At 68.2% G+C, this 24466-nt stretch carries 24 protein-coding genes; 10 read left to right on the top strand and 14 right to left on the bottom strand.

Annotation, left to right across the window (positions count from 1 at the left end):
- Positions 1-65 precede the first annotated feature (65 nt).
- From ACZ3HV_RS00260 to ACZ3HV_RS00275, 4 genes are read right to left on the bottom strand one after another with little or no spacing between them, the layout of a single operon-like run.
- The gene (locus ACZ3HV_RS00260; protein WP_465679503.1) at positions 66-788 is read right to left on the bottom strand and encodes an SIR2 family NAD-dependent protein deacylase; all 723 of its coding nucleotides are present in this window, start codon (positions 786-788) and stop codon (positions 66-68) included.
- Positions 785-1339, bottom strand: coding sequence for a GNAT family N-acetyltransferase (locus tag ACZ3HV_RS00265; RefSeq protein WP_465679504.1), 555 nt, complete (start codon positions 1337-1339; stop codon positions 785-787). Before ACZ3HV_RS00265 ends, ACZ3HV_RS00260 begins: the two co-directional genes overlap by 4 nt.
- 13 nt (positions 1340-1352) lie before the next feature.
- Positions 1353-1565 (bottom strand): sulfurtransferase TusA family protein, encoded by a 213-nt coding sequence (locus ACZ3HV_RS00270; protein WP_465679505.1) that lies wholly within the window; start codon positions 1563-1565, stop codon positions 1353-1355.
- Entirely contained in the window at positions 1562-2677 is a 1116-nt protein-coding gene (locus ACZ3HV_RS00275) for a cysteine desulfurase family protein (protein ID WP_465679507.1), read from the bottom strand. The genes ACZ3HV_RS00270 and ACZ3HV_RS00275 overlap by 4 nt, the downstream gene beginning before the upstream one ends.
- Before the next feature lie 258 nt (positions 2678-2935).
- Between ACZ3HV_RS00275 and ctaC the strand changes: the two genes are divergently transcribed.
- From ctaC to ACZ3HV_RS00295, 4 genes are all read left to right on the top strand, one after another.
- Complete coding sequence (gene ctaC / locus ACZ3HV_RS00280; protein ID WP_465679508.1) at positions 2936-3829, top strand: aa3-type cytochrome oxidase subunit II; 894 nt, start codon at positions 2936-2938, stop codon at positions 3827-3829.
- Positions 3826-5598 (top strand): aa3-type cytochrome oxidase subunit I, encoded by a 1773-nt coding sequence (ctaD, locus tag ACZ3HV_RS00285; protein WP_465679509.1) that lies wholly within the window; start codon positions 3826-3828, stop codon positions 5596-5598. Before ctaC ends, ctaD begins: the two co-directional genes overlap by 4 nt.
- The gene (locus ACZ3HV_RS00290) at positions 5595-5990 is read left to right on the top strand and encodes a cytochrome c oxidase subunit 4 (protein ID WP_465679510.1); all 396 of its coding nucleotides are present in this window, start codon (positions 5595-5597) and stop codon (positions 5988-5990) included. Before ctaD ends, ACZ3HV_RS00290 begins: the two co-directional genes overlap by 4 nt.
- 200 nt (positions 5991-6190) lie before the next feature.
- On the top strand, positions 6191-7429 hold the full coding sequence (locus ACZ3HV_RS00295; protein ID WP_465679512.1) for a L,D-transpeptidase: 1239 nt from the start codon (positions 6191-6193) through the stop codon (positions 7427-7429).
- Positions 7430-7483: 54 nt separating this feature from the next.
- Here ACZ3HV_RS00295 and ACZ3HV_RS00300 read toward each other — a convergent pair whose 3' ends face one another.
- Entirely contained in the window at positions 7484-8314 is an 831-nt protein-coding gene (locus tag ACZ3HV_RS00300) for an alpha/beta fold hydrolase (protein ID WP_465679513.1), read from the bottom strand.
- Positions 8315-8354: 40 nt separating this feature from the next.
- On the opposite strand from ACZ3HV_RS00300, the gene ACZ3HV_RS00305 reads away from it, so the two are divergent.
- Positions 8355-8819: a MarR family winged helix-turn-helix transcriptional regulator gene (locus ACZ3HV_RS00305; protein WP_465679514.1), complete on the top strand. Its 465-nt coding sequence runs from the start codon at positions 8355-8357 to the stop codon at positions 8817-8819.
- Between the two features lie 61 nt (positions 8820-8880).
- On the opposite strand, the gene qcrB is transcribed toward ACZ3HV_RS00305, so the two are convergent.
- Genes qcrB through ctaE form a run of 4 tightly spaced genes read right to left on the bottom strand, consistent with a single transcriptional unit; the run spans position 8881 to position 13173 of the window.
- Positions 8881-10545 carry a cytochrome bc1 complex cytochrome b subunit gene (gene qcrB / locus ACZ3HV_RS00310; RefSeq protein ID WP_465679515.1) on the bottom strand — a complete coding sequence of 555 codons (1665 nt, stop codon included), beginning with the start codon at positions 10543-10545 and terminating at the stop codon, positions 8881-8883.
- A gap of 5 nt (positions 10546-10550) precedes the next feature.
- A complete protein-coding gene (gene qcrA / locus ACZ3HV_RS00315; RefSeq protein ID WP_465679517.1) occupies positions 10551-11600 on the bottom strand; it encodes a cytochrome bc1 complex Rieske iron-sulfur subunit in 1050 nt (349 codons plus the stop codon).
- On the bottom strand, positions 11597-12463 hold the full coding sequence (qcrC, locus tag ACZ3HV_RS00320; RefSeq protein WP_360380613.1) for a cytochrome bc1 complex diheme cytochrome c subunit: 867 nt from the start codon (positions 12461-12463) through the stop codon (positions 11597-11599). The genes qcrA and qcrC overlap by 4 nt, the downstream gene beginning before the upstream one ends.
- A complete protein-coding gene (ctaE, locus tag ACZ3HV_RS00325; protein ID WP_465679518.1) occupies positions 12460-13173 on the bottom strand; it encodes an aa3-type cytochrome oxidase subunit III in 714 nt (237 codons plus the stop codon). The genes qcrC and ctaE overlap by 4 nt, the downstream gene beginning before the upstream one ends.
- Positions 13174-13204: 31 nt before the next feature.
- On the opposite strand from ctaE, the gene ACZ3HV_RS00330 reads away from it, so the two are divergent.
- The 3 genes from ACZ3HV_RS00330 (at position 13205) to trpD (ending at position 15900) form a co-directional block, all read left to right on the top strand.
- The gene (locus ACZ3HV_RS00330; RefSeq protein WP_465679519.1) at positions 13205-14122 is read left to right on the top strand and encodes a cytochrome c oxidase assembly protein; all 918 of its coding nucleotides are present in this window, start codon (positions 13205-13207) and stop codon (positions 14120-14122) included.
- Positions 14123-14179: 57 nt separating this feature from the next.
- Complete coding sequence (locus ACZ3HV_RS00335; protein WP_465679521.1) at positions 14180-14599, top strand: Rv3143 family two-component system response regulator; 420 nt, start codon at positions 14180-14182, stop codon at positions 14597-14599.
- Positions 14600-14856: 257 nt separating this feature from the next.
- Entirely contained in the window at positions 14857-15900 is a 1044-nt protein-coding gene (gene trpD, locus ACZ3HV_RS00340; protein ID WP_465679522.1) for an anthranilate phosphoribosyltransferase, read from the top strand.
- Positions 15901-15959: 59 nt separating this feature from the next.
- Here the strand turns inward: trpD and ACZ3HV_RS00345 are convergent, their stop codons facing one another.
- Positions 15960-16685 carry a hypothetical protein gene (locus ACZ3HV_RS00345; protein ID WP_465679523.1) on the bottom strand — a complete coding sequence of 242 codons (726 nt, stop codon included), beginning with the start codon at positions 16683-16685 and terminating at the stop codon, positions 15960-15962.
- Positions 16686-16892: 207 nt separating this feature from the next.
- Between ACZ3HV_RS00345 and ACZ3HV_RS00350 the strand changes: the two genes are divergently transcribed.
- Positions 16893-17636: a hypothetical protein gene (locus tag ACZ3HV_RS00350; protein ID WP_465679524.1), complete on the top strand. Its 744-nt coding sequence runs from the start codon at positions 16893-16895 to the stop codon at positions 17634-17636.
- Positions 17637-17781: 145 nt separating this feature from the next.
- On the opposite strand, the gene ACZ3HV_RS00355 is transcribed toward ACZ3HV_RS00350, so the two are convergent.
- From ACZ3HV_RS00355 to ACZ3HV_RS00365, 3 genes are read right to left on the bottom strand one after another with little or no spacing between them, the layout of a single operon-like run.
- A complete protein-coding gene (locus ACZ3HV_RS00355) occupies positions 17782-20817 on the bottom strand; it encodes a hypothetical protein (RefSeq protein ID WP_465679526.1) in 3036 nt (1011 codons plus the stop codon).
- A 51-nt stretch (positions 20818-20868) separates the two neighbouring features.
- Positions 20869-21156, bottom strand: a complete 288-nt coding sequence (locus ACZ3HV_RS00360; RefSeq protein WP_360380353.1) for an Lrp/AsnC family transcriptional regulator — start codon at positions 21154-21156, stop codon at positions 20869-20871.
- 20 nt (positions 21157-21176) lie between these two features.
- Positions 21177-21983, bottom strand: coding sequence for a helix-turn-helix domain-containing protein (locus tag ACZ3HV_RS00365; RefSeq protein ID WP_465679527.1), 807 nt, complete (start codon positions 21981-21983; stop codon positions 21177-21179).
- Positions 21984-22106: 123 nt separating this feature from the next.
- Here ACZ3HV_RS00365 and ACZ3HV_RS00370 point away from each other — a divergent pair, with 123 nt between their 5' ends.
- Positions 22107-22520, top strand: a complete 414-nt coding sequence (locus ACZ3HV_RS00370; RefSeq protein ID WP_465679528.1) for a hypothetical protein — start codon at positions 22107-22109, stop codon at positions 22518-22520.
- Here the strand turns inward: ACZ3HV_RS00370 and ACZ3HV_RS00375 are convergent.
- A complete protein-coding gene (locus tag ACZ3HV_RS00375; protein ID WP_465679529.1) occupies positions 22517-24307 on the bottom strand; it encodes a DEDD exonuclease domain-containing protein in 1791 nt (596 codons plus the stop codon). The genes ACZ3HV_RS00370 and ACZ3HV_RS00375 overlap by 4 nt on opposite strands.
- Positions 24308-24466: the final 159 nt, after the last annotated feature.

Raw genomic sequence — 24466 nt, forward strand, 5'->3', positions numbered from 1 at the left:
CCTCCCTGCCGGTGATCCTGGGCGGACGCTAACCCGCGACACTCACCGTGAGGAGGGCTCGAATGTCACGGTAAGGTCACGAGCGCCGGAAGGGTGGTCTCGATCGGCGAGTGGAGGATCGTCGTGGCCTCGTCGTCGTACGGGGTCGGCTGGGCGTTGAGGATGATCAGCGGCTTGCCGGCGGTGAGGGCGATGTCGCAGAGGCCTGCCGCTGGGTAGACCTGGAGCGAGGTGCCGACGGCGAGGAACACGTCGGCGGCTTCGGTGGCCGCGACGGCGCGGTCGAGCACGGTTTGGTCGAGGGACTGGCCGAACGAGACGGTCGCGGACTTCAGTACGCCGCCGCACACTTCGCAGGCCGGATCCTCGTCGCCGGCCTCCAGGCGGGGGAGTACGTCGGCCATCGGGATCCGGCGGCCGCACTCGAGGCAGTCGACGTACCAGACGGTCCCGTGGAGTTCGTGGACGAGTTCCGGCGACGAGCCGGCCTTCTGGTGCAGGCCGTCGACGTTCTGGGTGATCAGTCCGGTCAGCCTGCCTTGGCGCTCGAGCTCGACCAGGGCCAGGTGACCCGGGTTCGGCTCGGCGGTCCAGGCCGGCGCGACCAGGCGCTGTTTCCACGCCTCCACGCGGACCTTGCGACTGGCGACGTACTCGTCGATGTCGAACATCGCCTGCGCCGCCGGGTTCTTCGTCCACAGTCCCTGCGGGCCGCGGAAGTCGGGGATCCCGGACGCCGTCGAGATCCCGGCTCCGGTCAGGACAGCGATGCGTTCGGCCTCGATCACACCTCAGACGGTATCCACTCGGTCGCCAGGACCGACATCGTGATCTCGTCGACCCACTCGCCGTCCCACAGCAGCGCGTCGCGGAAACGTCCCTCGACGACGAAGCCGGCCTTCTCGTACGCGCGCTGGGCCCGCGGGTTGAACGCGTACACACCGAGGCTGATCCGGTGCAGGCCGATCTCCTCGATGCCGTAGCCGACGATCAGCCGGGTCGCCTCGGTGCCGAGGCCACGGCCCTGACCGGCCGGTCCGATCAGGATCCGGAAGTTGCAGCACTGATTGTCTGGATCCCAGTCGTTCAGCACCGCCTCGCCGACGACCTCACCACTGGCCTTGTCGACGATCGCAAGGTCCAGCCGATCGGTCTGGTCCTTCCGGGTGCGCATCCACTGCCTGGCTTGCTCCTCGCCGATCTCGGCATGGCTGCCCGTCAACCGGGCGACGTCCGGATCGTCCATCGCCGCCCGCAGTGCGTCGTAATCGCCCTCGTCCAACGGGCGCAGGACAACAAGCTCACCGGTCAGCGTCGGCTTGTGCGCGAAGTCGGTCACACCGCGGAGTGTGTCAGCTGACCCGCCGAACGACATACGTGTTTTCGCCGGCCGACACCAGCTCCTGGGAGCGCATCCGGCACCAGGCCGGGATGTCGGTGGCGGCGGCCGGGTCGTCGGCGAGGATGGTGACGGTGTCGCCGACAGCAACGGTCGGGAGCGTCTTGGCCAGCTTGATGACCGGGAGTGGGCAGAGCAGGCCGCGGCAGTCCAGGTCGACGTTCACAGCCCTACCTCTGCCCGGATCCGCCGGATCACGCCAGGAACCACCGCACAGAACCGGTCGATGTCCGCATAGGTCGTGCCGCGCGTCAGGGAGATGCGGACGTTGCCATGAGTCAGGACGCCCATGGCGGCCAGGACATGCGAGGGCTTCAGGGTGCTCGACGTACAGGCTGAGCCACTGGAGACCGCGAACCCTTCCGCGTCCAGTGCGGTCACGAGTGCCTCGCCGTCCACGTAGAGAGCGGAGAACGTGAGGATGTGCGGCAAGCGGTCGTCGGGATCGCCGACCACCTCGACATCCGGGATGTCCGCGGCTACTCGGCGTCGTACCTCGTCGATCCAGGCCCGGTGCTGTTTGTTCAGCTCCTCGGCCTCGCTGAGCCGGGCCTGTAACGCAGCCGCGGCCGCCAACGCGTTGGGAATGTCCGGGAAGCCGGGGGAGAGGCCGTCCTCGCGTTCGTCCATCGGCCAGGCCGGGGCGATCCGGGTCCCCTTCCGCACGGCCAGCAATCCGACACCCGCCGGTCCACCCCACTTGTGCGCGCTCGCCGCCAACGCCGACCAGCCCGCCGGTACGGTGTCGTGCCCGATGGACGCGGCCGCGTCGACAAACAGCGGTACGTCGCCACACGCCTCGGCTGCGGCCTCGATCGGCTGGCGTGTGCCGACCTCATGATTGGCCGACTGCAGCGCCGCCACCGCTACACCGGGTTGCCGCACCGCTTCGGTGAACGCGTCCAGGTCGACCCGGCCGGCCATGTCCACGCCCACCTCGACCCCGCTGGATCCAGCTGTGTGCAGTACGGCGGAATGCTCGACGGCACCGTGGACGACGGTGCTGCCCACCCGCTTGCGGGCGGCCCCGATCGCGGTCAGTCCGGTGTGGATGGCCGCCGTACCCGAGGTGGTCAGGTACAACTCGTCCGGGCGCACTCCGACGGCGTCGGCGAGCACCGCCCGGGCGTTGTCCAGCAGCAGCCGCGCGGTCCGTCCCTCGTGGTGCAACCGAACCGGATCCGCCCAGCCGGAATCGACTGCCTGCAGCAACATTTCCCGCGCTGCCGGGTGCAACGACTCGGCCGACGCCGCGTCCAGATACGCACGCTCACTCACACGGGAAACGCTAGAGCATGTCTTCCCCTCCGATGCCGTCGCGAGGAGGTGCTCGGTGGAGTGGCTCGGTGTGCTGGAGTGAAGGTCTCGATGCGGAGCATCGTGGCCTTTGCTCCAGTGCGCCGAGACGCCCGCCGAGTGCCCCGCAGTAGGCATCGGAGGGGAAGACATGCTCTTGGCCCTACCTATGCGCGGGACGCCGGAAGGTGTCCAGTAGTGTTTGGTCGTCAGTCTCACTTGGGAAGGGAAAGGCGCCCCGTGGGTTCGAACGGCACGCCCGGAGTGGACGAGCGCTCGGCAGGTCCTGCCGGCGCCACACGTCCGGCGAAGCGACGCCTTCTGGTCGGTAGTGCAGTGGTGTTCGGCACCCTGCTGCTGACCGGTTGTTCGTCGGAAACCACTGAGCAGTGGAAACGACTCGGTCTCCCCGAGGGCGCATCGGACCGGACCGAGGCCGTCCGAAGCCTGTGGATCGGCGCCTGGATCGCCGCGCTGATCACCGGCGTATTGGTCTGGGCCCTGATCCTGTACGTCGTCGTGCGGTACCGCAAGCGCAACGACGACGCCCCCCGGCAGGTGCGGTACAACCTGCCGCTCGAGGTGCTCTACACGCTGGCGCCGTTCGCGATCATCGGCGTGCTCTTCTATTACACCGTCGAGCACGGCGACAAGATCACCGCGATGTCGAACTCCTCGCAGCACACCGTGAACGTGGTGGGCCAGCAGTGGCAGTGGACCTTCAACTACAAGGACACCGTCGACGGTGAGCAGGGCGTGTGGGAGACCGGCACGATGGACAAGCCGGCCACGCTATGGCTGCCGGTGAACGAGTCGGTCGAATTCACCCTGACCTCGCCGGACGTGATCCACTCCTTCTGGGTGCCGTCGTTCTACTTCAAGCTCGACGTCATCCCGGGCCGGACCAACAAGTTCGAACTGACCCCGACCAGGACCGGGATCTTCGCGGGCAAGTGTGCTGAACTCTGCGGGCTCTACCACAGCCGGATGGTCTTCACCGTCAACGTGGTCACCCGCGATGAGTACGACGCGCACCTGCGCGAACTGGCCGCCAAGGGCCAGACCGGGGCCGCCACCGGCGGCTCGGACGCGACCACCATTCCCGGTCACGGGGAGCAGGAGGGCGGCAAGTGACCGACTTCGCCGAGCGCACCGGCGCTATCGGTGCTACTACCGCGCTGCCCAGGCGGCGTAGCAAGGGCCAGATCGCGGTCAAGTGGCTGACCACCACGGACCACAAGCTGATCGGCCACATGTACCTGATCACCTCGTTCGCGTTCTTCCTGATCGGCGGTGTGATGGCGCTGGTCATCCGCGCCGAGCTGGCCAAGCCGGGCCTGCAGATCGTGAACGAAGAGGTCTACAACCAGCTGTTCACGATGCACGGCACGATCATGCTGCTGCTGTTCGCGACACCACTGTTCGTCGGCTTCGCGAACGAGATCATGCCGATCCAGATCGGCGCCCCCGACGTCGCGTTCCCGCGGCTGAACATGTTCAGCTTCTGGCTGTTCCTGTTCGGCGGCCTGATCACCATCAGCGGGTTCTTCACCCCGGGTGGCGCGGCCGACTTCGGCTGGTTCGCCTACGCCCCGCTGTCCAACGCGGTCCGCTCGCCGGGGATCGGCGGTGACCTGTGGATCATGGGTCTGTGGATGGCCGGTCTGGGCACGATCCTCGGTGCGGTCAACTTCGTCACGACGATCATCACGATGCGCGCACCCGGTATGACGATGTTCCGGATGCCGATCTTCACCTGGAACATCCTGGTGACCTCGATCCTCGTGCTGATCGCCTTCCCGATCCTGGCCGGTGCGCTGCTGATGCTGGAGGCGGATCGAGCTCTAGGGGCTCACGTCTTCGACGCCGGGAACGGCGGGCCATTGTTGTGGCAGCACCTGTTCTGGTTCTTCGGGCATCCCGAGGTGTACATCATCGCCTTGCCCTTCTTCGGCATCATCACCGAGATCCTGCCGGTGTTCAGCCGCAAGCCGGTCTTCGGCTACATCGGCCTGGTCAGCGCGACGCTCGGTATCGCGGTGCTCTCGGTGGCGGTGTGGGCACACCACATGTTCGTCACCGGCGCGGTGAACCTGCCGTTCTTCTCGTTCATGACGTTCTTGATCGCGGTCCCGACCGGGGTGAAGTTCTTCAACTGGATCGGGACGATCTGGGGCGGATCGGTGTCGTTCGACACCCCGATGCTCTGGGCGATCGGCTTCCTGACCACCTTCCTGTTCGGCGGTCTGACCGGCATCATCCTGGCCTCGCCGGCGCTGGACTACCAGCTGTCCGACTCGTACTTCGTGGTCGCGCACTTCCATTACGTGGTGTTCGGGACGGTCGTGTTCGCGATGTTCGCCGGGTTCTACTTCTGGTGGCCGAAGTTCACCGGGCGGATGCTCGACGAGAAGCTCGGGAAGCTGCACTTCTGGTTGCTGTTCATCGGCTTCCACACCACGTTCCTGGTGCAGCACTGGCTGGGTGTCGAGGGGATGCCGCGGCGCTACGCGTCGTACGGCGCCAACGAGGGCTTCACCACGCTGAACGAGGTGTCCAGCGTCGGTGCCTTCATCCTCGGCCTGTCGATGCTGCCGTTCTTCTACAACGTCTACAAGTCGCGCAAGTCGCCACTGGTCGGCGTCGACGACCCGTGGGGCTGGGGCCGGTCGCTGGAGTGGGCGACCAGCTCGCCGCCGCCGCGGCACAACTTCGAGCGGCTGCCGCGGATCCGGTCCGAGAGCCCGGCCTTCGACCTGCACCACGCGGACCTCGCCCTGGCCGAGTACCCGGACAACCGGGCCGGCAAGGACAACCTGCTGGACGCGGGTGAGGACCAGGGCCGGGTCGAGCATCTCGAGGAGATCGCCGGTACCGAGGCCGAGGGGAAGGACAAGGCGTGAAGATCGAAGCCTGGGTCTTCGGGATCCTGAGCGTGTTCGTGCTGGTGGTCACGCCGATCTACTGGCTGATGTCGGAGGACCCGACCGGGACCACCGCGCTGGTGATGACGTTCTTCCTGTCGCTGCTGGTGGCGTTCTACCTGAGCATCACCGCACGCCGGATGGACGCCCGGCCGGAGGACCGCAAGGAAGCCGAGATCGTGGACGGAGCCGGTGAGCTCGGCTTCTTCCCGCCGTACTCGTGGTGGCCGCTGTGGTGCGCGCTGACGCTGTCGGTGGTCGTGCTCGGCATCGTCTTCGGGTGGTGGCTGTTCATCGCCGGCTGCGCCCTGGGCATCATCACGCTCAGCGGCTTCATCTTCGAGTACTACAAGGGTGACCACGCTCACTAGTTGAGCGTCGTACGAAAAACGCCGCCTGGGAACGAACCGGGCGGCGTTTTCGTGCGTCTTTAGAGATGCCACCGGTAACGGACCGTTGTGGTCCGTACCACTCAGGTGGCGGTGCGTTGCCAAAGGTCTGTCCGTACGACGGGTTACCCTGGCGGCGGTTTGACGAAACAGGGGAGAGCTGGGGAATGGTGAGCGGTTCGGTGAGGAAGCACGGCCTTGCCGTGGCGGGGATCTGTGTGCTGCTGCTGGCCGGTACGGCGTGCAGCGACACGGAAGCGGGCGGGAACAACCCCTCGACACCCGGCGCGTCGACGACACAGGGTGGTACTCCGGGCGCTTCGACCACCCCGGGCGAGTCGACCACGCCGTCGCAGGATCCGGCCGCGGCGGCCATCTCGATCGTGCCCGCGAAGGGCGCCAGCTCGGTGCAGCCGGACAAGCCGGTGACCGTGTCCACCTCGACCGGCAAGCTGAGCGACGTCACGCTGAAGGACGACGACGGCGACAAGGTCGACGGCAGCTTCAACACTGACAAGACGAAGTGGACCTCGACGGACCACCTCAAGCCCGGCGCGTCGTACACCGTGAGTGGCTCGGCTGAGGGCATCGACGGTGCGTCCGTGCCGATCAACTCGACCTTCAAGACGCTGAAGGCGGCCAAGAGCCTCAAGGCCTCGGTCGTCCCGCTGAACGGTGAGACCGTCGGCGTGGCGCTGCCGATCCAGATCTACTGGAACAACCCGGTCAAGGACCGCGCTGCCGTGGAGAAGCGGCTGAAGGTGACCACCTCGGTCCCTGTCACCGGCACCTGGCACTGGGTGAACAGCAAGCAGGTCAACTACCGGCCGATGAACTACTGGCCGGCCGGCACCAAGGTGACCGTCAACATCGACACCCAGGGCGTCAACGCCGGCAACAACACCTGGGGCTCGAGCAGCCGCAAGATCGCCTTCACCATCGGCCCGTCGGTCGTCAGCAACGTGAACGTCAAGAAGCACACGATGACCGTGACGATCAACGGCAAGCTGGCCCGGAGCATCCCGATCACCGCCGGCAAGGACGGCTTCACCACCCGCAGCGGCGTGAAGGTGATCATGGAGAAGTTCACCACCAAGCGGATGGACGCGGCGACCGTCGGCATCAAGCCGGGCGACCCGGAGTACTACAACATCAGCAACGTGAAGTGGGCCCAGCGAGTCACCAGCTCCGGTGAGTTCATCCACGGCGCCCCGTGGTCGGCCGGCAGCCAGGGCAGCGCCAACGTCAGCCACGGCTGCGTCGGCATGAGCCTCGCGGACGCCCAGTGGTACTTCAAGCAGACCCTGCGCGGCGACCCCGTGATCGTCACCGGTACGACCCGCCACATGGAGCCCGGCAACGGCTGGACCGACTGGAACACCACCTGGGCCGCCTACAAGGCCGGCTCAGCCCTCTCCTGACCGCCACACACTGACGCGACCCTCTTCCCACATGCCCGTGGAAAGGGGGTCGCCTCAGTCGAACAGGTGTTTGGTCAGGGCGGGGACGACCTCGTCGGCGTGGAGCGCCGGCAGCAAGTGGTGGGCGGCGGAGTCGAGGCGTACGACGGTCGCCGTCGGGTTCAGGGTGGTGACGCGCTGGGCCAGCTTGTCGGGGCTCTGGCTCTTGCTCCGGCCGGCGACGAAGACCAGGGGAGAGGGGCGGAGGTTCCGCAGCTGGTCGTCGGTCGGACGCTTGGTGCGGACGAACGGGGTCGAGGGCTGCTCGGCGGCCAAGCCGGCGAGTTCCAGCCATCCTGGGTCGACGGGCAATCCTTGGGTCTCCCAGCGGAGGAAGGACTTGGTGCGGTTCCGCGACGGGCGCAGCAGGCTCGGCAACGCTCGCAGGACGTAGGGGAGCCGGAGGCCGAGGTAGCTGTCCGTCGGGTCGAGGAGGGCGAGCCGGTCGACGCGGTCCGGGTGCGCGAGGGTGTAGGTGAGCGCGATCCAGGAGCCGTAGGAGTGACCGCAGAGCGCTGTCTGGGCGATCCCCAGGCCGTCGAGGGTGTTCGTGAGCCAGGTGTGTAGGTCGGCCGGTGTCGTCGGCTTTCGCCCGGTGTTGGTACTGCGTCCCGCGTCGACGATCAGGTCCACGGCGTACACGCGGTGGCGGTCGGCGAGGCGTGGTGCGACGGCGAACCACACCGGTGACGTCGCGCCGTACCCGGGGAGCAGTACGACGGGTGGGCCGTCGGCCGGACCACACGCGTTCACGTGCGTGGTGCCGAACTCGTCGGCGAGCTCGAGCTGCTCCACCGGGACTTCCCAGCGGGCGAGGAGGGCGTCGTACGCGTCCTGGAAGGTCATGACGCGAGAATAGCTCACTCAGTGAGGTAAGTTGCGGGGTATGCGTGAAGGAGTGATGCCGGCTGACCCCGAGCGGGCGGCGGCGCTGGACCTGGTGCACCGGTTGCGGGAGGTCGCGCTGCGGCTCGAGCTGGCGGTGGGGGAGTTCGCACAGACCTCCGGTCTGCACGGCACCGACGTACGGGCGCTTGTCCGGCTTCTGGACGCCGAACGGGCCGGTGTGGAGGCGACGCCCAGCTGGTTGGCTCAGCAGCTTGGAATGACCTCTCAAGCGACGACGGCCGTCATCCACCGCCTGGAGGCCGCCGGGCACGTCGAACGCCTCAGAAGCCGCTCAGACGGCCGCAGCTCCCGCCTTCAGGTCTCCGACGCCGCGATCGACCTCGGCTGGCAGTTCTTCGGCCCTCTCCTCGAACGCATGGTCGCCGCCACCGAAGCGCTCGACCCAGCTGAGCAGACTCTCGTGAAGAGCTACCTGACCGCGGTCTCCGAAGCCCTCGGGTAGACGAAAGGCCCCGGCGTGATACCGGGGCCTCTCGCAAGTGCAACGCCGTGCTGGTACGACGTCAGGAGCGGTCGCTGGTGACCTCGCGGTAGGTCTCCGTCTCGCTCGTCAGGTCGTGGATCTCGTCCGCGTCGTGAGCGTGCTCGTGGGCCGCTTCGAGCTCCTCGGCGGTCGGCTTCTGCACCGCGTCGGCGTAGTAGAAGCGGGACAGCCGGGCGCGGAGCTTGTTCAGGGCGCGGCGCGGGGCGCGGACACCGTTGTCGTCGGTCTCCGGTCCGGGGTCGAACGGCAGCAGCCGCTCCCGGGCGGTGAGCTCGTACGCCTCGTTCGTCCCGATCGGCTCGTGCTTCTCGGTGTACTTGCCCTCGGGAGAGCGGACGATCACACCGGTCTCCAGGCCGTGCAGCAGCCGGTCGTTGTCGGCGCGCTGCAACGAGATCGCCACCCGCCGGGTGACCCAGAACGCCAGCACCGGGCCGAGGAAGATCGCGACTCTGAGGAACCAGGTCACGTTGTTCAGCGACACGTTGAAGTGAGTGGCGACCACGTCGTTACCACCACCGATCCACAGCAGGGCGTAGAAGGTGATGAAGGCGGCGCCGATCCCGGTCCGGGTCGGCATGTTGCGCGGCCGGTCCAGCAGGTGGTGCTCGCGTTTGTCCCCGGTGATCCAGCCCTCGATGAACGGATAGAGCGCGACCAGGGTGACGAACGCCGGTGGAATGATCAGGGCCGGGATGAGCAGGTTCCAACTCAACGTGATGCCCCAGAAGTGCGACTCGAATCCGGGGAAGATCCGGACCGCGCCCTCCAGCCAGCCCATGTACCAGTCCGGCTGGGATCCCGCCGTCACCTCCGCGGGGTTGTACGGGCCGTACAACCAGACCGGGTTGATCTGGAGCAGTGCCCCCATCAGCGAGGTGATGCCGAAGACGACGAAGAAGAAGCCGCCGGCCTTGGCCATGTACACCGGCATCAGCGGGTAGCCGACCACGTTCTTCTCGGTCCGGCCCGGGCCTGGGTACTGCGTGTGCTTGTGGTACACGACCAGGAACAGGTGCACCGTGACCAAGGCAAGGATCAACCCCGGTATCAGCAGCACGTGGATGGTGAAGAACCGGGAGACGAACTCGTCGCCGGGGAACTCACCGCCGAAGATGAAGAAGTTCAGGTACGTGCCGATCACCGGCGACGCCTGGATCATGCCGTTGGTGATCCGCAGACCGGTGCCGGACAGCAGGTCGTCGGGCAGGCCGTAACCGATGAAGCCCTCGATGATGCCGAGGAACAGCATCGTGAAGCCGATCACCCAGTTCAGCTCACGCGGCTTGCGGAACGCGCCGGTGAAGAAGATGCGGAGCAGGTGCACCATCATCGCGGCGATGAACAGCACCGCCGCCCAGTGGTGGATCTGCCGCATCAGCAGACCGCCGCGGATGTCGAACGAGATGTCCAGCGTCGAGGCGTAGGCCTCGGACATGTGCAGGCCCTTGAGCAGGCTGTACGAGCCCTGGTACTCGACCTCGGCCATCGACGGCCGGAACCAGAAGGTGAGGAAGATGCCGGTGAGGATCAGGATGATGAAGCTGTAGAGCGCGATCTCGCCGAGCATGAACGACCAGTGGTCCGGGAAGACCTTGCGCAGGTTCTTCCGGCCGATCTTGCCGATCCCGAGGCGGTCGTCCAGATACTTGACCGGAGGCGGAAACTGTTTCGTGTCTGACACTGGTGTCACCCTCGTTCCCAGAAGCTCGGGCCGACCGGCTCGGTGAAGCCGCTTTGTGCGACCAGGTAGCCCTCGCTGTCCACCGCCAAGGGTAGCTGAGGCAGCGGACGGGCCGCGGGGCCGAAGACGACCTTGGCACCATCGGCCAGGTCGAAGGTCGACTGGTGGCACGGGCAGAGCACGTGGTGGGTGGTCTGCTCGTACAGCGAGATCGGGCAGCCGACGTGGGTGCAGATCTTGGAGTAGCACAGGATGCCGTCGACACCCCAGTTCTCCCGTCCGGGCGGGGCCTGGATCTCGCTCGGCTTGATCCGCACCACGATCACCGCGGACTTCGCCTTGGCGTTCTGGTACGCGACCGGGCTCTCCTCCTGCAGCGGCGCCAGGTTGGCGGGCGCGGCGTTGACCAGCTGGCCGATGACCATGTCGGAGGGCTTGATCGGGCGGTTCGTGACGTCGTTGACGACCCGGATGCCCTTGGCCCAGATCGTGTTGTACAGGCTGCGACCGGGCAGCGGACCGAGGTCACGCAGCAGCACGATGGCCGGCAGGCCGAGCAGGCCCATCGCCGCGAACAGCGAACGGCGGATCAGCTTGCGCCGGGTGAACCCGGACTCCGCGACACCCTGCTGGAACGCCTCGGTGATGTCGGCGATCTGCTCGGGCGTCGAGTGCGCGTCGTGCCGGTCCTCGGCGATCTCCTCGTCGACCATCAGCTTCTTGGCCCACTGGATCGCGCCGGCGCCGATCAGGAACAGGGAGAGGCCGAGACAGAGGCCGATCACCATGTTGTTGGCATTGCCGGACAGCGGGCCGAACTCGAGCACGGCGTCCCGCTTGATGGCGAAGTACGCCACGCAGGAACCGAGCGCGAGCAGGCCGGCCAGCGTGAACATCGTCGCGACCTGGCGCTCGACCCGGTCGGCGGCCTTCGGGTCGATGTCGGTGATGCGGTACTCGTGCGGCTCGATACCCGGGTCCGGGATCGGCTCCGCCACCTGTACCTGACTGTGCTCCTCTTCCGCCCTGACAGCGGGAAGCTTGTCGTCGCTCATTCGGCCTTCGCTCCCTTGGCCCTGACGCCCTTGGCGCCGATCCACACCGCTACACACACCAGCAGGCCGATACCGACCAGCCAACCCCATAGTCCCTCAGAGACCGGTCCGAGCCGGCCGAGACCGAAGCCACCCGGGTCCTTCTGCGCCTGCAGCGCCTTCAGGTAGGCGATGATGTCGGCCTTGTCCTGCGGCTGCATCACCTGGTCGGAGAAGACCGGCATCTGCTGCGGGCCGGTCAGCATGGCCTCGTAGATGTGCTTCTCGCTGACGCCCATCAGCGACGGCGCGTACTTGCCGTTCGGCAGTGCGCCGCCACGGCCGGCGAAGTTGTGGCAGGCCGTGCAGTTCGTCCGGAACAGCTCGCCACCACGGGTGACCTGCTCGTCGGTGGCCTTGCTCACGTCGTACGACTCCTGCGCCGGGACGGCCGGGCCGGGGGCGAGCGAGGCGACGTACGCGGCCAGGGCCTCGATCTCCTCCTGCGTGTACGCCGGCGTCTTGCGCGGGATCTGTGCACCCGGCTGCATCGCGGGCATCCGGCCGGTGCCGACCTGGAAGTCGACCGCGGCCGCGCCGACGCCGATCAGCGACGGGCCGGCCATCTTGCCCTCGCCGTTGCCGCCGCCCTCGGCGTTCAGGCCGTGGCAGCTGGAGCAACCGACCGCGAAGAGCTTCTTGCCCTCCTCGATCTGCTGGGACTGGGCCGAGTTGTCCGCGACCGCGTTGTCAGGGGCGAAGGCGGCGTACGCCGAACCCACTGCCAGGAGGCCGAACAAGAGCACGACGAGGCCGGCTGACCGGTGCCGTCGACGTGCGGAGAGGAAGCGCGCCGGTGACAAGGAATGTCTCTTCTCACTCATTTGAGCAGGTAGATGGTCGCGAACAGGGCGATCCAGACCACGTCGACGAAGTGCCAGTAGTAGGACACGACGATCGCCGAGACCGCCTGTTCGTGGGTGAACTTACGAGCCATGTACGTCCTGGCCAGGACGAACACGAAAGCGATGAGACCGCCGGTCACGTGCAGACCGTGGAACCCGGTGGTCAGGAAGAAGACCGATCCGTACGGCGACGACGAGATCGTCATGCCCTCGTGGACCAGCTTCGCGTACTCGGTGACCTGACCGGCGATGAAGACCGCGCCCATCACGTACGTGAGGATGAACCACTCACGCATGCCCCAGGCACGGACGTTCGCCAGCGAGCCGCTCCGGCCCACCTTGCCGTGCTCGGCGGCGAACACACCGGCCTGGCAGGTGAACGACGACGCGACCAGGATGAACGTGTTCACCGAAGCGAACGGCACGTTCAGCATCTCGGTCGACGCCTGCCAGAGGGTCTCGGTCCCGGGAGCGGCGGAAGCGGTCGTCACCGACCGGATCGTGAAGTACGCCGCGAAGAGGGCGGCGAAGAACATCAGTTCGCTCGAAAGCCAGACGATCGTGCCGACACTGACCATGCTGGGACGGTCGTGGTGTCCGTGTTCACGAGACGCTGGGAGCGCAGTTGCAGTGGCCACGCGGTCATTATGTCGGTCCGCCTGTCCAGAGCCACGACCACCCCCGTGCATGTCGCCGAACCGTTGTTTCTACTGTGGAAGCGTGCTTCCCCTCCACGCCACGCCGGGCGACCAGATCGAGCCGTTCACGCCGCTGCGGTTGCTGACGGCCTGGACCTTCGAACCGGTGTTACTCGGTGTGATCGTCGTCCTCGGCGCGCTCTATCTGTACGGCGTCCACAAGCTGCGCAAACGGGGCGACAAATGGTCCCGGGCCCGGACGTTCTCGTTCGTCGGCGTGGGGCTCGGAAGCGCGGTGATCGCGACCCAGTCGGCGCTGGGCACCTATGACACGGTGCTGCTCAGCGTGCACATGGTCCAGCACATGATCCTGTCGATGCTGACGCCGCTGGCGATGGCGCTCGGCGCGCCGATCACGCTGGCGTTGCGCACGCTTCCGCAGCGTCCGCGGAAATGGTTGCTCTCCGTATTGCATTCGCGGGTCGCGAAGGTGCTCTGCTTCCCGCTGGTCGGCTTCACGCTGTTCGTGCTGAGCCCCTGGGCGCTCTACTTCAGCGGCTGGTACGAAGCCACCCTGCACTCGACCGTGTTGCACGACCTGCTGCATCTGCACTTCATCCTGGTCGGCGCGCTGTTCTTCTGGCCGCTGCTCGGGATCGACCCGGTGCCGGGGCGCGTGATCTACCCGTTCCGGCTGCTGCTGATCTTCCTCACACTGCCGTTCCACGCGTTCCTCGGCATCACGATCATGTCCGCGAACAAGCTGATCGCCGAGGACTGGTACACCAGCTTCGGCCGGTCCTGGCCGCCGTCGCCACTCCATGACCAGTACATCGCGGGCGGCCTGCTGTGGGGCTCGGGTGACCTCGTCGGCGTGGTGTTCTTCGCCGTACTGTTCGTCCAATGGGTGCGGGAATCGCAGCGGGAGGCCCGGCGCGAGGACCGCCGGCTGGACCGGTTGGAGGAACAGGCTCGCCGGACCGGACAGGCGCCCCGGTAGCATTCCCCCTGTTGTTCGCATGTCCTTTCGTACAGCCACAGAACTTGGGATGGATCGATGAGTTCAGAGCGTCCGCTGAAGGTGCTGGTCTACAGCGACGACCGTACGACGCGGGAGTCCGTCCGGCTGGCCCTGGGTAAGCGGCCGGCCGCCGATCTGCCCGAGCTCGAGTACGTCGAGTGCGCGACCGAACCGGCCGTGATCAAGACCATGGACAAGGGCGGGGTCGACCTGGCCATCCTGGACGGTGAGGCGGTTCCGGCCGGTGGCATGGGGATCGCTCGGCAGTTGAAGGACGAGATCTTCCAGTGCCCGCCGGTCCTGGTCATCACCGGCCGCCCGCAGGACGCCTGGCTGGCGACCTGGTCGCGGGCCGAGGGCGCGGTCTCGCACCCCATCGACCCGATCCGGATGGCCGAGGTCACCGCGGACCTGCTCCGCCAGCGCCTGGCCAACCTCCCCGCCACCACCGCCTGACCACGCATCATGGCTGTGCTTTTGGCCTCGCCTCCGGCTCGGCGGGTCATGGGGCTTCAACTCCCGGCCTTCCCTCGTCGCTCCAGTCGCTGCGCTCCCTTCACTCCTCAGTCCAGGCCGGGAGGCCCCATGACTGTGCTTTTGGCCTCGCCTCCGGCTCGGCGGGTCATGGGGCTTTACTCCCGGCCTTCCTTCGTCGCTCCGGTCGCTCCGGTCGCTTCGCTCCCTCCGCTCCTCAGTCCAGGCCGGGAGGCCCCGTGACCGACTACACCTGGCCGCAGGTGCTCAATCCGTTGTTGCGGCGCGAGGACCTGGAGTCCGCCGCCACCGCGTGGGCGATGGAGCAGATCCTGTCCGGTGCCGCGTCGCCGGCGCAGCTCGCCGGGTTCGTGATCGCGCTGCGGGCCAAGGGCGAGACGGTGAGCGAGGTCGAAGGCCTGGTCGCGACGATGCGCGACTTCGCCGGGCGAGTCACGGTCTCCGGCCGGACGCTGGACGTGGTCGGGACGGGTGGTGACCAAGCACACACAGTGAACATCAGCACGATGTCGGCGATCGTCGCGGCCGGAGCCGGCGCGAAGGTGGTCAAGCACGGCAACCGTGCGGCCTCGTCGGCGTGTGGTGCGGCCGATGTCCTGGAGGAGCTGGGGATCCCGCTCGATCTCACCGCGGCGCAGGTCGCCGAGGTGGGGGAGCGGGTCGGGATCACGTTCTGCTTCGCCTCCGCGTTCCACCCTGCTCTTCGGCATGCCGCCGTACCTCGGCGTGAGCTCGGCGTACCGACGACCTTCAACCTGCTTGGCCCGCTGGCGAACCCGGGCGACCCGTCGGCGCAGGCCGTCGGCGTCGCGGACGAGCGGATCGCCGGCCTGATCGCCGGAGTACTCGCCCGACGCGGGATCGACGCGCTGGTCTTCCACGGTGATGACGGGCTCGATGAGCTGACCACGCGGACGACGTCGAAGGTGTGGAGTGTCGGCGGGGGATCGGTCGAGGGTCCGTTCACCGTGGATCCGCGGGAGCTCGGGATCGAGCCGGTGTCCGCGGATGCGCTGAAGGGTGCGGACGCCGCGTACAACGCGAAGGTCGTACGGGCGTTGGTCGACGGTGAGCCGGGCGCGGTGCGGGACGTCGTACTGCTGAACGCCGGGGCGGCACTGGCGGCGTACGAGCCGGAGCCGGGGGACGTGACCAGCCGGATCCGGAGTGGGATGGACCGGGCCGCGGAGGCGATCGACTCGGGCGCGGCGAAGGAAACACTGGATCGGTGGATCGCTGCCTGCGCCGAGGTGCGCGGCTGACGCTTTGCTGAGGTGACGGAAAGGGCCGGCGGGGATGTCCCCGCCGGCCCTTTCCGCGTCTACTTGTTGATCTCGATCTGGCTGACCTTGGAGCGCCAGACCTTCTGCCACGCGGGCGTGGACCCGGCGATGTCGGCGATCGACACGGCCGCCGTGCCGTCGCCGCGATCGATCACCGCGACCATCACGGTCGAGAAGGTCTCCTTGACGCCGGGCTGGCTCACCGCGACCTTGGCGACGAGCTCATGGCCGGGGTGCCCGCTGACGGTGATGGCCTTGTGGGTAGTACCGGGCAGGACCTTGACGTCCTTGGTGTACAGCCCGATGATCGCCCGCGACCCCACCTGCACCGTGGCCTCCTTCAGGCCGGCCGCGGTGTTCTTGTACGGGATGTCGGGAGGCAGCTGGCCGAAGCTGGTGACGTTGCCCCACTTCGCGCCCTTGCCGTCGTAGTTGTTGTGCACCGTGAACCAGATCGCGGCGCCGCCCCACAGACCGGTCTCGTCGGAGTAGTTGGTCCAGGCCGAGCTCATGATCGGCATCGAGTCGTTGTTCGCGGCAACCATCTCGGTGCCGAGCACCTTGCCGACCGGTGTCGGCGTCTCGGACGGCTGCACCGACGGGCTGACAGTCTCGATCGGCGCCTGGTTACCGGAGGGGAGCGCGACCGGGGTGACCGCGTCGGCCTTCGTCCAGATCCAGCCGACACTCAGCCCGGTGGTCGCCAAGGCCGCGATCACCAGCGCAAGCGCCCCGATCAGCCGCGCCTTCGTCCCAGAATCCATCGGCGGCTTCCCGCCACCCTTCGCCTCCCCACCAACGGCCAGCCGCTCCCCAAACCCCGCCTGCTGCCCATACGCAGCCTGCCCACCGTCCTGCGCCTGCCCACCGTGCAGCGCCTGCCCACTGTGCTGTGCCGGCCGACCGCCCTGCTGCCCATAAGCCGCCGACTGCCCCGCCCCATACGCTTGCCCCTGCGGACCCTGCCCGTATTGGCCCTGCTGCCACTGGCCTTGCTGCGGCTGCCCCTGCTGGGACTGCCCGTGTTGGGCGTGGGTCGGCTGCTGCGGGTAGGCAGTTGGTTGCTGAGGGCCCCACATCTGCTGACCCTGCTGCTGGCCGCCGTGCTGCGGCCGAGGCTGCTGCGCTCCCCACATCTCTTGTCTCGGTTGCTGCCGACCCTGCTGCTGCGCCGGAGGCTGCTGATGCCCTGGCTGCTGCAGACCCGACTGCTGCGGGCCGGTGTGTTGACCTGGGTGCTGCTGTCCCGCCTGCTGCGGGCTGGTCTGTTGCGGACCTGGGTACTGCTGTCCCGGCTTCTGCTGCCCCGCCTGTTGTGGTCCGGGTTGCTGCCAGCCGGTCTGCTGGTTCGGCCGCGGCTGCTGGGGCACGGCGTGTTGAGGTGCCGAATGCTGTGGCGCCGCCGGGGGCTGCTGGCCGGGCTGCTGCTGGTACGCCTGCGGCTGGCCGGGCTGCTGGGACGGCTGCGCCTGGCCGGGCCGCTGTCCCGGGTTTGGCGTTCCGGCGGGTGGCCGGTGCGACCCGGCGGAGTGGGACGGCGCGGCCGACGGTGGAGGCGGCGGTGCCGGCGCAGGCGACTGCCCGGACAACGCATCCGCCGAACCACCCGCCGGGCTCGCCGGATACGGCTGCGGCTGCCCGCCGTACCCGGGTGCCTGTGCGGGTCCGCCGTACCCGGGTGCCTGTGCGGGGCCGCCGTACCCGCGTGCCGGTAGAGGACCGCCTTCCTCGGGGGTCAGCGGTTGGCCGACGGGGTTGGGTGGCTGTTGGTGGTTGTCGTACTGCGGGGGGTTAGTGCCTCCGGGTGGTGGGGCGCTGTGCCGGGCGGACCGGGGCGGTTGTGGGGTTTGGTCTTCGTTCTCAGCCAACGTTGATTCCCTTGTAGGCCTGACTCTCGGCCGCCCTCAGATCCAGCCGGGTGTTGGGGATGTCGCTGATGTACGCGACTGCAGTGCCGTCACCGAGGTCGAAAACGGCCACCGTCAGGGTAAGCACTCGGGCGGTCACCTTGGCCGAGTTCGCGGTCACCGTCTGCTGAAAGAACCAGCCCGACTTGTCCGACCGCTTCACCGCACCGTTGGCAATGGTCTTGAACGTCACCGGGATGTCGCCGTACAGGTTGGTCCGCAGCTGGATCGACAGCGCCGCCGCGGTCGCCTTCGGGTCGCCGTTGAACCCCGAGCCGGTGCCGAGCGCGCCGACGAAGATGTCGGCGTACCAGTCGTTCTTGCCGTCGAACTTCTCCTGCAGCACGATGTACTGCCCGCTCGAGTTGAGCAGTTGCGGTACCAGCCGCTTCCGGTCCGACCACGGCGCCGTACGGCGGGGGAACGAGATCGCGTCGGACGAGATGCGCGCGCCCTCATGCAGCTTCGGGTTCTTCGACTGGCCGGGCTTGGTGCTGCCCTGCCCCGTTGGCTGGTTCGTCGGCTGACTGCCGGTCGGCTGTGCGGTCGGCGTACCGGTGGGCTGTGGGTCCGCCTTCTTGTCGCCCGGGTTGACGATCAGGAAGATTGCCGCCACCACCAACATCACCAGCGCAACCCCGCCACCGACGATCAACGGCAGCTTCGCCCCGGAAGGCCCGCCTCCGTCCCCAGCTCCCTTCCCCTTCTTCTCCCGCTTCCCCCCACGCCCAGCCCCACCCGAGCCAACCTCCTGCTGCTGCCCACCCCAGGCCTCACCCTGCTCACCCCAAGCCTGCGCAGTCTGCTGCCCCCCACCCCAGTTCGCGCCGCCGTTCTGCTCCCCACCACCGTCCCCTTGCCCAGCCCCCCAACCTTCACCAGCGCCCTGCTGTCCACCACCCCAACCCTCACCGGCGGTCTGCTGCGAAGCACTACCCCAAGCATCAGCAGCCGTCTGCTGCTCCCCACCCTGTCGATCCCCACCAGCCTGCTGACCCCACGCCGCGGACCCCTGCCCACCGCCGTGGTTCTCACCAGCGGCCTGCGGGCCCCACGCCCCAGCGTCTTGTCCGCCGGCCTGGCCCTGACCATCCGCCTGCTGACCCCACGGTGCGGCGTATTGTCCGGTGGCCTGGTTCTCTGCAGTCGTCTGCTGGCCCCAGGGTCCAGGTTGTTGCCCGGCGCCCTGGTTTTCGGCCGCTTGCCGGCCCCACGGTCCGGACTCCGGTGCACCGTCATGCCAGCCACTGCTCGCAGCTTGCTGTTCTCCGGCGCCCCAGCTGTTGTTGTCGCCAGCTGGCTGCCAGGGGTCGGTCCCGGTCTGCTCAGGCCCCCATCCACCAGCCTGGCCGTTCTGCTGAAGAGGCCAGCTCTGCCCGCCCCAGGGCTGAACCTGCCCGGCGTCGTCACCAGTCTGCTGCTGCGCGCCCCAGGGCTGACCTTGCCCGGCCTCGTCACCAGCCTGCTGCTCCGCACCCCAGCCCGGACCCTGTCCGGCGTCGGCACCCCATCCCTGGGATTGATCGGCGTTGCCAGCGGTCGGCTGAACGCCCCAGCCCTGTCCCTGGTCGGCCTGCCCGTCCGTCTGCTGCGCCGCAGACTCCTGAGCCGGCTGCGCGCCCCACCCATTCGCCTGGTCCGCCTCCTGGACACCCCAAGCCGGCTGGCCCTGTCCCTGTTCGGACTGCCCCCACGCCGGCTGAGCCTGTGCCTGGTCCTCCCCGGACTGTGCACCCCACGCTGGCTGGGCCTGCTGCTCGGACTCGCCCCATGCTGGCTGCCCCTGTGCCTGGTCCTGCCCGGACTGCGCACCCCAGGCCGGCTGGGTCTGCTCCTGCGCGGACTGCGTGCCACCGTCCGGCTGGTTGGGCTCGGGTTGTGTGGCCCACGCTGGGTGGGTTTGTGGGTGCTGTTGTGCGGGCCAGGCGGGTTGCACCTGGGTGGGATCGTCGCTTGGGTCGGCGGTCCAGGGCTGGGCGTGGTTGGTCGGTTGGAGGGTTTGCAGGTCCTGGTTGTCTTCGGGCTGGATGGCCCAGGTGGGCTGGATCTGGGTTGGTTCGTCGGCCTGCTGGGTGCTCCAGCGTTGCTGTGCTTCCGTCGACGCTTCAGCGGGCTGCGGGTCTGGTCGTGGCGTCGGCGTTACGGCCGGCGCGTCGGTCCAGCTCACGTCCGACCAGCTCTGTGCCTCCTGTCCAGGACTGCTAGCTGCGGCGGGACCGGGGGTCGGCGTGCCTCCGGCGGTGGTCTTGGTACGAGAGGTTGCTGCCTCACCTGATCCGTCTTCGGTGTCGACGGGGGCTGGGGCGAGCTTCAGGGTCCAGCCGTTACTCGGGGCTGGCTCAGGCTCGTTGGCGGGTTCGGCGAGGGGCTCGTCGAGGGGTACGTCGAGTTCGTCGTCCGAGACCTCGCGTTGCGACCAGTGCTCTGGCGGGGCTTGTGCGATCACCGGGGCGTCCCACGTCGCGCGGGCTCGCTCGAACGCACTCCGCTCATCCGCGTCAGTCGGTTCGTCGGCGTCGTTGGCCGGCGCGACCGCGGACAGCCGCGGGCCGTCGGCAGCCTGGGTCGGCTCGCCGGTCTGCTGGGGCTCGGCGCCACCCCACAGCTGTGGGGTGGCCGACTGCTGCCACCAGCCTGACTGCTCCTCCGACCCACCGGACCCAGACGTGTCGCCAGTCCGCGGCGTCTCGGGCTGCGTGGTCGGTTCCGAGACCGGCCGAGTCTCACCGAACGGCTGGGCCTGCGTGGCCGACCAGGTTTCGGCGAGCGGGCGGGTGTCCGCGTCGCGCTCCGACCGGGCGGCGGCCTGCGAGGCGGCGGCCTGCGAGCTGGCGGCCTGCGAGTTGGCGGGCTCGGAGCCGTTGGCTGGGGCGTCGGGTTGGGTGTCTGCGGGCTGGGTGCGGTTGGTCCATTGCTTCCCGTTCCACCAGCGGATGGTGTTCGGCTGGCCGGTGGGGTCCGGGTACCAGCCTTCGGGAGGGTTGCTCATGCGATTACCGTAACTTCAGCTCGTGTCAGCGCGGCCGTGCTCGCCCAGCCCTCAGACACCGTCCTCCTGACCGAGGCTGAAGGCGGCTTCCAGGTCGTGCGACGAGTACGCGCGGAACGCGATGTGCGTCTCGGTGCTGAGTACGCCGGGCACGCGGTTCACGTGGTCGGGGATGACGGTGGCGAGGTCGTCGTGGCGCGCGACCCGGACCATCGCGATCAGGTCGAGCCCGCCGGTGACGGAGTACACCTCACTGACGCCCTCGATGGCGGCCACCTGCTCGGCGACCTCCGGGATCCGCGCGACGTCGGCCTTGATGAACACGATCGCGGTGACCATGCCGTCCTCTCCTAAGGAAGTCACACCCCAACCCGCTGAAGCATAGTGTGGTCCAGCTCCCGCAGCGCCGTCGCCGTCGCTTCGTCCGCGGGCAGGAACGCCTCCATCCGCAACTCCGAGACCGTGACGTCGATCGCCGTACCGAACCGGGTCAGGGTGGTGATCAGCCGCAGCTCACCCAGCTCCGACCGGAGCCGCAGCGGTACGGCGAAGCCGAGGTGCTCCGGCCCGGTCGGCGGTCGTGGCGGCACCACCGCGGTCAGCTCCTCGATCAACGCGTCCGCCTCGGCGTCCGGATTCAGCGCGGCTTCCCGGGTGAGCGCGTCGATCACATGCCAGGCCCACTGATCGAGATTCACGATCCGGGGAGCCAGCCCGGCGGGGTCGAGCAGCAGTCGAGGGATGTTCACAGGTGATGCGAGCAGGCGCTCCGACACGCCGGTCGTCAGCGCGTGGAAGGTGCCGTTCGCGAGCACCAGATCGCCGCGTCGATCGACGACGACAGCCGGGTACGGGCGATGCCCGTCGAGGATCGCGGTCAGCGCCGTCCGGATCGCGCCCAGACCCGGCCCGTCGTACGGCGTCTCGTCGTACGCAGGCGCATACCCGCCCGCCAGCAGCAGCGCATTGCGATCGCGGAGCGGGACCTGGAGTGACTCGGCGAGGCGGATGACCATCTCGCGGCCGGGGAGCGAGCGGCCGCTCTCGATGAAGCTCACGTGGCGCTGGGTCGTGCCCGCCCGGATGGCGAGCTCCAGCTGGCTCACCCGCCGCCGGGTCCGCCACAGCCGCAGCCCCGCGGACAGATCAGATCGAGAGGTCAGCATGTCTCAGGTCTAGCGCATGGCACCGACAGTCCATACCCAGCAGGGAATTGTCCGGGGTACGGCGCTCTCGGCAAGCTGCTGAGGCAGGGCGGCAACGGGTCGCCCGGACCGAAGGAGAACGTCGTGTCCGACGCGCAGGAATTGGCCGATCGGTACGTCGCGGTGTGGAACCAGCCCGACCCGGACACCCGGCGGAAGGCGATCCAGGAGCTGTGGACCGAGGACGGCGTACATCTGCTCGAACCCCCGGAGGAGATCGTCAAGCGAGCCGAGGAGATCGGCGTCACGGCCACGCTGGAGGCCCGCGGGCACGAAGCGCTGGTACGGCGGGTGACGCGGGCGTACGACGAGTTCGTGGCACCCGGGCAGTTCGAGTTCCGCCCGCACGGCGAGGCCACGACCTTGCACGACATGGTGAAACTCCGCTGGGCGATGGTGCCTGCCGGCGGGGGAGAGGTACTTGCCGTCGGCATCGACCTGCTCCTGCTGGCACCCGACGGGAGGATCGTCTCCGACTACCAGTTCATCGAGTCCTAACCAACCCGCGCCGGCCCGAGCGGGCGCATGTGGCGGCGGCGTTCGGTCGGGTGGTGGTGGACCTCGGAGTGGGCGTTGTCGAGGCGGGTGAGGTGGCGACCGGCACCGCTGACCGGGCAGGTCCAGGTGCCGTCCATCTCGACCAGCCGGATGTCGGGCTGGTCGAGCCAGCGCAGGACCAGCTCGATCTCCTCCGGCGAGGCCGCGGCCACCGGGCCGATCCCCGGCAGCACGGTCTCGGCCGACGCGCGGAGCATCTCCAGGTACTTGCGCGGATCCGTCCCGCGCGGGCTGATCCCGGCAGCCGCGAGCCGGCCGCGACGGATCACGTGCAGCTCCCAACCGCCGTCGTCGGTCCGCCGGGCCGCGCAGATCTCGGCGCACCCGGTGACCGACGCCATCCGTTGCATCCGAGCCGAGCTCCGCACGAAAGCACTCAACCGATCCCGATGGACGGCGGCGTCCTCGAACCGCTCGTCCGCGGACAACACGTCGATCCGCCGGTCCAGCGCGTCGACCACGGGCGTCGGATCCACGGTCAGCGCCGTCCGCAGCGCCGTCACGAATTCGCCGTACGAATCGATTGAGATCCGTCCGTCACACGGCGCCACGCAGCGGCCCATCTCGGCCAGCACGCACGGCGACAACTGAGGGGTCCGCGACATCCGGGCGGTGCACTGCCGGATCGGGAACGCCTCGTGCAGCGCGGCCATCGCCCGCTCGGCCGTCTTTCGCGAGCTGAACGGGCCGAGATACCCGGCGTCGTCGTCGCGCACCTGTTTGACGAGCGACAACCGCGGAAACGGTTCGACAGTGACCTTCAGCCAGTGTTGCCGCTCCGGGAACTTCGAGCGCCGGTTGTACCGCGGCTTGTGCTCCGCGATCAGCCGCAGCTCGCGGACCTCCGCCTCGAGTGACGTCCCGCACTCGATCCCGCGCACGCCGGTCGCGATACCGACCATCTCGCCGATCCGGTTGCGGGTCTCGGAGGCGGTGAAGTACGACCGGACGCGGGTCCGCAGGTCCTTCGACTTTCCGACGTACAGCACCTCGCCGCGGTCGTCGGTGAACAGGTACACACCCGGTGCGTGCGGCAACGATTCGGCCAGGTGCCGCTTCGCGCGCACGGCCGGTGCGACCCGCGACGAGTACGTCTGCAGATCCTCGAGTGTCTGCACGCCCAGCGAACCGACGCGCTCGAACAGTCCGTGCAGCACGTCGACGGTCGCACGGGCATCCGACAACGCGCGGTGGTTCGGTGTGGTGGTGGTCCGGAAGAGCTTGGCCAGCGTGCCGAGCTTGCAGTTCGGCGCCTCGTCCGGCGTGATCACCCGGCGCGCCAGCAGGGCGGTGTCGACGACGGCGAAGTCGGGCCAGTCATATCCGTGCACGAGGCTTTCGTGCTTGAGGAACCCCATGTCGAACGGCGCGTTGTGCGCCACCATCACGCACCCGTGGGCGAACTCCAGGAAGGCCGGCAGCACGGAGTCGATCCGGGGTGACGAGGCAACCATCAGGTTGGTGATGCCGGTCAGTACGGCGATGAACGGCGGGATCGGATCCGCCGGGTTCACCAGCGTCTGGAACTCGCCGATCACCTCCCCGCTGCGCACCTTGACCGCGCCGATCTCGGTGATCCCCGACTCGCCCGGCGCGCCGCCCGTGGTCTCCAGGTCGACGACGCAGAACGTGACGTCGCGCAGCGGCGTACCCAGGTCGTCGAAACTCGGCTGGACGCCGCGGATGGGCAGCGAGTCCGGAGCCGGCGCGGGCACGGGGCTGGTCATGGCAACGACGCTAGGAGGCCCCACCGACAATTCCGCAGGTGACACGCGAGGGAGTCGACTACGCTCTCTGTATGCGTACACAGGCGATCACGGCGAAACCGGCCGGAAGGCCGGGACGTTGTGGTCTGCATCACTGGCCCAGCGCATCTCGCTGCCAGG

It is taken from the genome of Kribbella sp. NPDC020701 (genome assembly GCF_055562215.1).

Excerpts from the sequence above, each read along its gene's own strand:
- ACZ3HV_RS00345 (WP_465679523.1), bottom strand. The coding sequence starts at position 16,685 with ATGGATTCTGGGACGAAGGCGCGGCTGATCGGGGCGCTTGCGCTGGTG.
- ACZ3HV_RS00305 (WP_465679514.1), top strand. The coding sequence starts at position 8,355 with ATGCGTGAAGGAGTGATGCCGGCTGACCCCGAGCGGGCGGCGGCGCTG.
- ACZ3HV_RS00375 (WP_465679529.1), bottom strand. The coding sequence starts at position 24,307 with ATGACCAGCCCCGTGCCCGCGCCGGCTCCGGACTCGCTGCCCATCCGC.
- ACZ3HV_RS00360 (WP_360380353.1), bottom strand. The coding sequence starts at position 21,156 with ATGGTCACCGCGATCGTGTTCATCAAGGCCGACGTCGCGCGGATCCCG.
- ACZ3HV_RS00335 (WP_465679521.1), top strand. The coding sequence starts at position 14,180 with ATGAGTTCAGAGCGTCCGCTGAAGGTGCTGGTCTACAGCGACGACCGT.
- ACZ3HV_RS00355 (WP_465679526.1), bottom strand. The coding sequence starts at position 20,817 with ATGAGCAACCCTCCCGAAGGCTGGTACCCGGACCCCACCGGCCAGCCG.
- qcrA (WP_465679517.1), bottom strand. The coding sequence starts at position 11,600 with ATGAGCGACGACAAGCTTCCCGCTGTCAGGGCGGAAGAGGAGCACAGT.
- ACZ3HV_RS00300 (WP_465679513.1), bottom strand. The coding sequence starts at position 8,314 with ATGACCTTCCAGGACGCGTACGACGCCCTCCTCGCCCGCTGGGAAGTC.
- ACZ3HV_RS00365 (WP_465679527.1), bottom strand. The coding sequence starts at position 21,983 with ATGCTGACCTCTCGATCTGATCTGTCCGCGGGGCTGCGGCTGTGGCGG.
- ctaE (WP_465679518.1), bottom strand. The coding sequence starts at position 13,173 with ATGCACGGGGGTGGTCGTGGCTCTGGACAGGCGGACCGACATAATGAC.
- qcrC (WP_360380613.1), bottom strand. The coding sequence starts at position 12,463 with ATGAGTGAGAAGAGACATTCCTTGTCACCGGCGCGCTTCCTCTCCGCA.